The sequence below is a fragment of the Planktothrix sp. FACHB-1355 genome (assembly GCF_014748295.1).
GTDB classification, from domain to species: Bacteria; Cyanobacteriota; Cyanobacteriia; order Cyanobacteriales; family Aerosakkonemataceae; genus Aerosakkonema; species Aerosakkonema funiforme_A.
The window spans coordinates 1-8,611 of record NZ_JACJUP010000167.1 but is presented as its reverse complement, the minus strand read 5'-3'; the positions used below and the strand labels follow the sequence as shown (position 1 = coordinate 8,611).

Annotated in this window: 6 protein-coding genes; 2 read left to right on the top strand and 4 right to left on the bottom strand. The window is 42.4% G+C overall.

Annotated features, from left to right (window positions below; all coding sequences use genetic code 11):
- Nucleotides 1-30 precede the first annotated feature (30 nt).
- Complete coding sequence (locus H6S82_RS10080) at nucleotides 31-1,656, bottom strand: mechanosensitive ion channel family protein (RefSeq protein WP_190464796.1); 1,626 nt, start codon at nucleotides 1,654-1,656, stop codon at nucleotides 31-33.
- Nucleotides 1,657-2,071: 415 nt separating this feature from the next.
- The gene (locus tag H6S82_RS10075; protein ID WP_190464797.1) at nucleotides 2,072-3,556 is read right to left on the bottom strand and encodes a mechanosensitive ion channel domain-containing protein; all 1,485 of its coding nucleotides are present in this window, start codon (nucleotides 3,554-3,556) and stop codon (nucleotides 2,072-2,074) included.
- Between the two features lie 296 nt (nucleotides 3,557-3,852).
- On the opposite strand from H6S82_RS10075, the gene H6S82_RS10070 reads away from it, so the two are divergent.
- Nucleotides 3,853-4,020, top strand: coding sequence for a hypothetical protein (locus tag H6S82_RS10070; RefSeq protein ID WP_191056190.1), 168 nt, complete (start codon nucleotides 3,853-3,855; stop codon nucleotides 4,018-4,020).
- Between the two features lie 20 nt (nucleotides 4,021-4,040).
- Complete coding sequence (locus H6S82_RS10065) at nucleotides 4,041-6,374, top strand: adenylate/guanylate cyclase domain-containing protein (RefSeq protein ID WP_190464798.1); 2,334 nt, start codon at nucleotides 4,041-4,043, stop codon at nucleotides 6,372-6,374.
- Between the two features lie 54 nt (nucleotides 6,375-6,428).
- On the opposite strand, the gene H6S82_RS10060 is transcribed toward H6S82_RS10065, so the two are convergent.
- Entirely contained in the window at nucleotides 6,429-8,135 is a 1,707-nt protein-coding gene (locus tag H6S82_RS10060) for an ABC transporter ATP-binding protein/permease (protein ID WP_190464799.1), read from the bottom strand.
- Nucleotides 8,136-8,145: 10 nt separating this feature from the next.
- A partial coding sequence (locus H6S82_RS10055) for a sulfotransferase (protein ID WP_199317877.1) occupies nucleotides 8,146-8,611 on the bottom strand: 466 nt, incomplete at its 5' end.

The following is an 8,611-nucleotide window of genomic DNA, read 5'->3' as shown; positions in this document are numbered from 1 at the left end:
CTTCTCAACAAGCCCTGCAATTTGAATGTTTTATGAGTTGTAAATGTAAGCTTGTCTCAAGCGCCTGATCATTTCTCTTCGCACTTCGTTGTTGACGCGGTAGCCTCGCTCCCAATGTTCTAACTTGATATTGTCAACGTAGTATTTTACGGTAAATTCCATACCGCCACCAGTGATGTTATCCAGTCGAACCTTCGGCTCTTTCCAAGCATTTTTGGACTCTTTGAAGTTCTCTCGCAACCACTCTACAAACTTTACTGCGTAATCATCCAACCTGGTTTCATCTCCGCCGGGGTTGGCCATTTTTTGATAAAGTTTGTTCATTTTGGTCTTCAGAACTTCAATTTTTTGTTCCCATTCCTCTGGTAAAATCAAGCGATCTTCCGCTACCAAGTCTGGGTCTTTTAACCAGGCTTCGTACCAGGTTCTAATCAATCCGATCAGCGATGTTTTCAGAGCAGGTTCTTGTTGTTCCTCTAGTCGAGAGCGCACCCGCTTGCCTTTGCGTTCTGTTACTACTCGTAAGCCAACCAAGTTCACCACATCTAAGTATTCTTTCAGAACTACTTTGAGCTCGTCCAGATCCAATCCGCCTCTTTCAAGACTTTTGATTTTGTTAACCAAATCCTCTACTTCTTCTTCAATTTTTTGCAGTTGTTTGTTCACATCAATTTCTGCCAACACGCGGATGCGTCCGGCTTCCTTTTTGGAAAGCTTACCTGGCTGTGCTTCATCCCAAACATAAAATTTGTCTAAAAATTGCAGCTTCTCCTCAAGAGTACCCAATGTATCTGGATGTCCGAGCACAATTTCTTTCAAGATTTTTGTGGCGGCAACCGGGTCGGCATCTACTCGGACTCCGATTTTGATTGAATAAGCGTAGTGAGGAGTAGGACGACTGAGGTTAATGATGTCTTGATTTCCCAAAGACGAATTTGGCACATACACTTCGCAGTGGGTATCGATCATGTAGAGTTTGGTGACGCGGATGCCGATATTTTTGATGACTGCTAGTGACCCGTTCGCGGAGATGACATCGCCAAATTGAAAGGGCGTATCGACTAACAAAACTAACCCGCTGAAGAAGTTTGCTAAAATATCTTTGACCGCTAAACCAATTACAACGGTAATACTGCCTACCGCTAAGCCGATTCCTGTGAGGTCAACCCCTAATGTTTGCAAGAAAAGGGAGAAACCGAGCAGGTAAGCTAGGACGGGGATAGTGCGATCGAGGATAGGTATTAATACGTCGTCCCAGACCGCCTCAGTTTTGCGGGCATAGGCTTTCAAGTAATAGACGACAACTTGAGTAAATAACTGAGAAATCCAGTGAGTAACGCACAGGATCAGGAATCCGTCGATTGTTTTTTCCAGCCAACCCAGAATTCCTTCGCCGCTCAATTGCTCAAATGCAATTTTTAAGCTGAGCAGTATGAAAATGACTAGAACTGGACCGCGAGAAACACTCAAGCTGACGAGGGCTGCATCGTTTTCCATTTGGCGAAACAACGCTCGCAGCACGTAAAAGAGCAATATGTACAGTACAAAAGCTACAATTCCCCCCCCGATCAATACGATGAGGAAAAAGGCAAAGTTATTTGGTAGAGATGGTAAAAATCCCGGGAGCGCGGTTGCAAAGCTTAAAATAGGAACCATTGGTGCCTGCCTCAAATATTTAGCTGTTAGTGTCAGTGAATGCAGTACCCAGTTTGGGTACGCTCAAGCAATGTCATCACAATCTATAACACGGCCTAACTCTCCGGTAGTATTCTATCAACGATATGCCTTTCTTTACCACTACTCGCGTAAAATATCACCCTCTTTAGGGAAGAAATTATTAAAAAATTCTAACTTGCTGTGGGGTTGACTGGAACGATTAGCTGGACAATTTATAGTAATGTGATTTTAAGGGCCTTGGCTCTCATCCGGGATCGAAAAAGCGGTTTCAAGCCTCCCATTTCAAGGGTAATCTTCAAAAATTTTTTCCGAATTTCAAGCTTTGTCTGCTCATTGCCCAGCCAATCCAAAATCCTTGCATAGGGTGAGAACTTGCAAGCAGTCGATGACTGAGTTAAAGATTGAAAAGATTTTGCAGCCGCTTTCTCACCCAAGCCACAGGGTTTTGGTCGTCTTCTGCTGTATCGACCAAACCCATTTCTCGTAGCTGTTTTTGTCTAGCCGTTAGTTCTTCTTGATGGTTCCCTAATGCTTTAACGATCTCCTCGAATAACTCAGGATGTTCTTGTAAAAGTTGTTGGAAACCAGCTTTGTTTATAGCGAATAAAATGGTTTCTTCTATGGCCCTTACAGTCGCAGTGCGCGGAATTCCAAGCATCAAAGCCAGCTCTCCAAAGAATTGACCCACAGTCAGGTTGACAAGGTGTTTGTTAATTTTTTCCACAAAAACTTCTACAGTTCCTTCCAAAATGATAAAAAACGCATCTCCTGGGTCGTTTTCGCGAAATAAAATTTGGGATGGCACCAAGCGTTGCCGATAACCAGCTTCAATGAATTGCCGCAGTTCTAAGTCGTTAAGATTTTGAAAATATACTATTTGGCGCAATAAATCGTGGAGAGGCAATTGCTTGGCTGGAATAGGCGCTATCTGTAAAGCTGAATCGCCACTTGCAGTAATATCCGTTTCTTTTTTTGGGTCGATTTTCGTTGAGCTTTGTTTCTGCAACAAGGGTGCGAAAACCTCTGGATTTTGGAACCACAAATTTCTGTCGTCCGTGGGAAATTTAATGCCATTTTCACGGAAATTGTATTCAATGGCAAAATTCAAAGAACTTTTAATTAATTCTATTTTATTGGGTTTGTCAAGCCAAGCTAAAAGTTCAAATTTAAAGCCCTGTCCGGTAAAACCTACAAACAGCACTCTGGGATTGGGGTTGTATAAAATTGCCGATTCCATATAAGCAGCGCTTAAAAGTGATTCAGTCACTAGCAGGGGATCGTTATCATCGGCTACTACTACGGGTATCCGGAGACAGCAGTAGGAGCTATCGTAGCTCCAGTTAACAATTTTGTTGCCAATCATGCTGCTGTTGGGAACAATCACCGAGCTATCATCATTGGTATTGATGATAGTTGAACGAATAGATATTTTCTTGACTGTTCCCGTGATATTTTCTAGTTCAATATAGTCTCCCACCTTGATCGGTCGATCGACCAATAATGTCAAACCGCTGACAAAGTTGGTGGTTAAATCTTGGACGCCGAAGCCCAGCCCCACTCCTAAACCTCCGGCTAATACGGCTAGAGAAGCCAGGTTAAAACCAATGCTTTGTAATACGATCAGGATGCCTAAAGCTGCTGTTGCGTAACGAACGATTACGGCGATCGCTTCCCGGTTTCCCTCGTCAATTCCCATTCTGACCAGCAGCCGCTCTTTCAGGAAATTACTAAGAGCCTTAGAAGTAAAAATAGCTATTAATAGCGATATTACCAGTACAAATATTGAACTAATCGATACAGAATAATCTCCCAGTTTAAACAAACTAGCTGTGAACAGGTTAAATAATTGGGTTAAGATTTCTTGCGTTAGCCAGTCCATTTTTTTCAGTTACTGCTATGTTTGGCAAAATGAGTATCCTTAGATACAACAATACCTAAAATCCTGTGTGTATCAACCTTTAAGGTTAATATACCTAAAACGTAGAATATCACTAATTACGGAACAGACTGCAAGCAAGGTTTATAAAATTTTATACAAGCTCTAGTGAATTTTATAGAAGCTCTAGTTAAAATGATTTAACCTATAACTGTAAAAAACCAAAAGCGCGATCGGAAGTAACTTAACTCAAGCTATGGCAAAATATACTTTGTTAACAGTTGCTTTTTGGAGCTAATTTGGCCTTAAAAGCACCGATGAGTTTGAGTAAGTTAACACAAGCAGAATATTTTGTCAATAGTGGAAACTTAAAAGAGCGGCTCATACCTCTATCTGAGGCGATCGAGCAGAGCCAGAATATATTCAAAGCTACTCTGCTAAACAGTTGCGGAACAAGGGATAATTAATCATCGGGCAAATAAAAGCTATGCGAACAAACCTCAAAAAGTTTCTTTGGCAATGGCGGGGCATATTAATCGCTGCTCCTAGCGTCACGATAATAGTGCTGCTTATGCGCTCGATCGGATTTTTACAAATATTCGAGTTGACATTGCTGGATCGATTTTTTATCCTGCGTCCCAGAGAAGCAGTTGACGATCGCATAATTATCGTGGATATCACGGAAGCCGATGTCCGCAAAGTCAAACTATGGCCAATGCCTGATGCTGTTCTGGCTAAATTGCTGGGTAATATTAAGGCACAGCAACCTAGAGCGATTGGCCTCGATTTGTATCGAGATTTGCAAGTACCCCCAGACTACGAGAATCTGGTGAACTTGTTTAAGACTTCACCCGATTTACTGAAGCAAGAAAAGCCTGTGGAACCGGGTTATCAGGCGTTACGCAATCTGTATGCGAGTACGCCTAATCTCTTTGGCGTCAGGAAAGTCGCCGGTAATATTGAGCAGGACACAGTTAGCGCACCGCCAGGATTAAAATATCCCGACCAAGTTGCCGCCAACGATTTCCCGTGGGATGGAGATGGCGTAATTCGCCGATTTTATTTAACTGTGCCAGTCACGAAGGATCGAGCTTTATACGAGAACGAAGCAACTTTAGACGGATTGGGAGTAAAGCTAGCTTTAACATATCTGAACAAGGAAGGCATTAAGCCAGAGATTCTGGATGGATCGCAGCAGAAATACAAGCTGGGTAAGGCTGTACTTGTTCCTTTTAATGGTAATGATGGCAGCTATATTAATGCAGAAGATAAAGGCTACCAAATTTTCTTAAACTATCGCGGGCCTGCGGGGACTTTTCCCCGCATCACGATGACAGAAGTGCTGGAAAACAAAATTCCACCCCAGCTGATGCGCGATCGCATAGCATTAATTGGTGCCAGCGCTCGCAGTCTCAACGACCTCTTCTACACACCCTACAGCATCGCTCAATTCGGATCTCTACAACAAATGCCGGGAGTAGAAATCCACGCCAATATAGCCAGTCACCTTTTGAGCGCGGCGATTGACGGTCGGAGTGCCATCCAATCTTGGAGCGAACCCCTTGAGTGGCTGTGGATTTTAGCTTGGGCGGTAGTAGGCGCTGCATTGGCTTGGGTACAGCGAGATATGGGAGTCACGAAAAAAGAAGTCCTCCTCCTATCTACTGGCTTTGTAGTTGCTGGCGGCAGTCTGATCGGTGGCAGTTTTTTAGCATTTATAAATGGCTGGTGGATTCCCGTAATTCCCTCGCTTTTGGCAATGGGAGGTTCTGTTGTAGCTATCACCGCTTATGTTGCTAAAACCGCCAAAGATATTCGCAAAACTTTCGGTCGCTATCTCACCGATGATGTGGTCGCCAATCTATTAGAAAATCCCACCGGAGCTAAACTCGGCGGCGAACGGCGAAAAATTACCATATTAACTTCGGATTTACGAGGATTCACAGCCACATCCGAACGATTGCCTCCGGAAGAAGTAGTTAAAATTCTCAACATTTATTTGGGATATATGGCTGATGTCATTACCGAATATAAGGGTACCATTGATGAATTTATGGGCGATGGCATTTTAGTTTTATTTGGTGCCCCCACAGGTAGAGAAGATGATGCGGAAAGAGCAATTGCTTGTGCTATTGCTATGCAGTCGGCGATGATTCCCGTTAACGAAGAGATGAACAAGTTAGGTGTATCGCCCTTAAAAATGGGGATCGGGATCAACACTGGCGAAGTAGTTGTGGGCAATATCGGTTCAACCAAACGCACTAAGTATGGTGTGGTTGGCTCTCAGGTGAATTTGACTTATCGCATCGAATCGTATACCACAGAAGGTCAAATTCTCATATCTCAATCAACCTTGGATGCAGTTAAAGCCAAACTGAGAATCGACGGCAAAAAGCAGGTACAACCGAAAGGAGTTAAAGAGCCGATTACTATCTACGATATTGGGGGGATCGACGAACCGTATAACCTCTATTTAAATAAACAGGAAGAACTATACTTTTCCCTTTCTGAAAAAATCTCCCTGCAATATGCTGTCCTGGATGGCAAGCACGTCAGCGACTCTATGTTAAGCGGCTGTTTGGTAGAGCTTTCGGCTAAGGGAGGAAAGATAACTTGTGAAAGTGGGATTCCTCCTTTAACGAATATCAAACTGAACTTTTTAATAGCAGATGAGTCAGGCAAACCTAGTGAAGATGTCTATGCCAAAGTTATAGAGAAGAAGTCAGATAGCGGCGGTTTTTACATTTATTTTTCGGCAATGCCGCCAGAGATAGAAAAGATGATTGAGAATCTCTATAAATCGATTTCTTCTGGCCATTGATAGAGCGATCGCTCATCCCAATTTATAGGTGGGCTAAGGTGGGCATTGTCCACCCTACTGGTAATCTTGTGCCGGAACGAGTCGCCAATTAGTATTTCCTTCTATTTCCAAAACTTGCTGGTGAAATGCTAACAAGCTGGGACGATGACCGACACTAATCAAAGTTGTACCGTTCGCTTGCAAATGTTGATAAAGAAGTCGCTCGTTTTTGACATCCAAAGCGCTGGTCGATTCATCTAAAATGGCATAGCGCGGTTTTGTCAGCAGCAGTCGCGCAAATGCCAAACGCTGTTGTTCTCCCAAGGATAAAATATTTGCCCAGTCTAATTCAATATCAAAACCACCAACTCTTTCCGGTAACTCAGCTAAATTTACCATCTTCAAAACTTCATAAAGTCGATCGTCTGGAATATGACGATCGGTGTTGGGATACAATAGCTGTAGTCGCAGGGAACCCAAAAGCATATAAGGTCGCTGGGGTAAGAATAACATTTCTTCCAGTTGCGGTCGCACCAAACGCCCGGTACCAGCAGTCCACAAACCGGCGATCGCTCTCAATAAAGAACTCTTTCCCGAACCGCTTTGCCCCATAATTAACAACCCTTCACCCGGTTGTAGCGCAACTGAAACATCTCTGACTAAAAGCTTTTCTTGCTTTGGGGTAAACAAAGTAATATGTTCCAAAGACACCTGAGAATCGACAACTGTATCGATCGAAGTAGCGCCAGAAAGGGAAGAATGGGGTGCTGATAAAGTTTCTTCAAAAGTTGTTAAGCGATGCACTCCAGCGGCAAAAGCGCTGAGATTATCAAAGTTATTTACTATGATTGACAATGACTCTAAAACATTTTTAAAAGCCTTAATTGATTGCAGGATAACTCCAAACTGAACTTGTCCGGCAAAATACATAGGAGCCACAATTAAAGCTGGTATGGCATTATCGATATTGTTATAACCTCTGGTAATAAATTCTAGATTTCGTTGCCAATTAATGATGCGATCGAAGTTGCTGTAAACTTTATTAAAACGCTCTTTAACTTGCCCTAACTCTTGAGCTTCACCCCGATAAAAAGCGATCGATTCGGCATTTTCTCGCACATGAATTAAGCCAAAACGAAAGTCAGCTTCTCGTTTGAGTTGAATAAAGTTTAATTTTATTAATACCCTCATTCCCAAAACTACGATCGCAGTACCCAAACCGGAGTATAGGATGACTACAGTCACCAGGGTAGGAGAAATAGACCAAAGAACGCCGATAAAAAGAATCAGGTCAAAACCCTCACCTATGATAATCAATAAAAATGTGAGAGCGCCCTTGGTAAAGGATTTGATATCTTCGGAAATTCGCTGGTCTGGGTTGTCAACTTTGTTGTTATGTTCGATTTCGTAGTAAGCGCGATCGCGGAAATATTTATTGAGAAAATTATCGGTCATCCACCTGCGCCAGTGCAAACCTAATTTTTCTTCTACATATCGGCGTGCTGTCTGTATGGGGGTAGCTAAGACAAACATACAGAAGTAGACGGATAATACTTGAAAAAATGTTTCAACTTGCTTTTCAGAAATCGCGGTCATAAAGTCTCTTTCCAGATAAATTCTGTATACCTGAATTAGACTGACCGCTATTCTCAAAACCACCAACGCTAACAGCAATGCGATCGCTCTCTTTTTTTCTGGCGAAACCCAGTAAGGTTTGGCGATGACCCACAACTGTTGCCAAAAGTTTCTATCAAGCAGATTCAAATTATCCGCTCTATTCATAATATTAACTTTAATTCCACTGTAACTCTTCGTTCTCTTTGCCCGCTATTTCTTGAAACAAACTTTGAATAGCTGGATCTAGTTCCTGCTTCCAGCGATCGTCTAACTTAATTCCCAGGTTATGATTCCGGTAATAATCGATCTTCCAGTTAGAACTATTGACAAAAGCTTCTTTTCCCTTCTCTCCTTGTCCTTTGGCAACTAAAATAAGAGTACCGTCATTTCCACCCAGCGGATGATGTTCGTGCTGGTAGAAATTCAGCATATCTGGCTGATAATCTATTTCTAGGAATTTACAGATATTGCCAACGACTAATTCTGGATTTGTTGCTAGTTCTTCATAACGAATTTTCATTTTTTTGTTTTCAAATCGAGCGAACAAATCATTGCTTCTTTGCATCTTGGCAACCCACTTCTCAATTAATCCTTTAATATCTCTTTCCGGATACCTTTTTATATAGGAATTAATCGACGCT

Bases quoted from the DNA above. Each gene is read 5' to 3' on its own strand.
- H6S82_RS10080 (WP_190464796.1), bottom strand. From the start codon at position 1,656: ATGGTTCCTATTTTAAGCTTTGCAACCGCGCTCCCGGGATTTTTACCA.
- H6S82_RS10075 (WP_190464797.1), bottom strand. From the start codon at position 3,556: ATGGACTGGCTAACGCAAGAAATCTTAACCCAATTATTTAACCTGTTC.
- H6S82_RS10065 (WP_190464798.1), top strand. From the start codon at position 4,041: ATGCGAACAAACCTCAAAAAGTTTCTTTGGCAATGGCGGGGCATATTA.
- H6S82_RS10060 (WP_190464799.1), bottom strand. From the start codon at position 8,135: ATGAATAGAGCGGATAATTTGAATCTGCTTGATAGAAACTTTTGGCAA.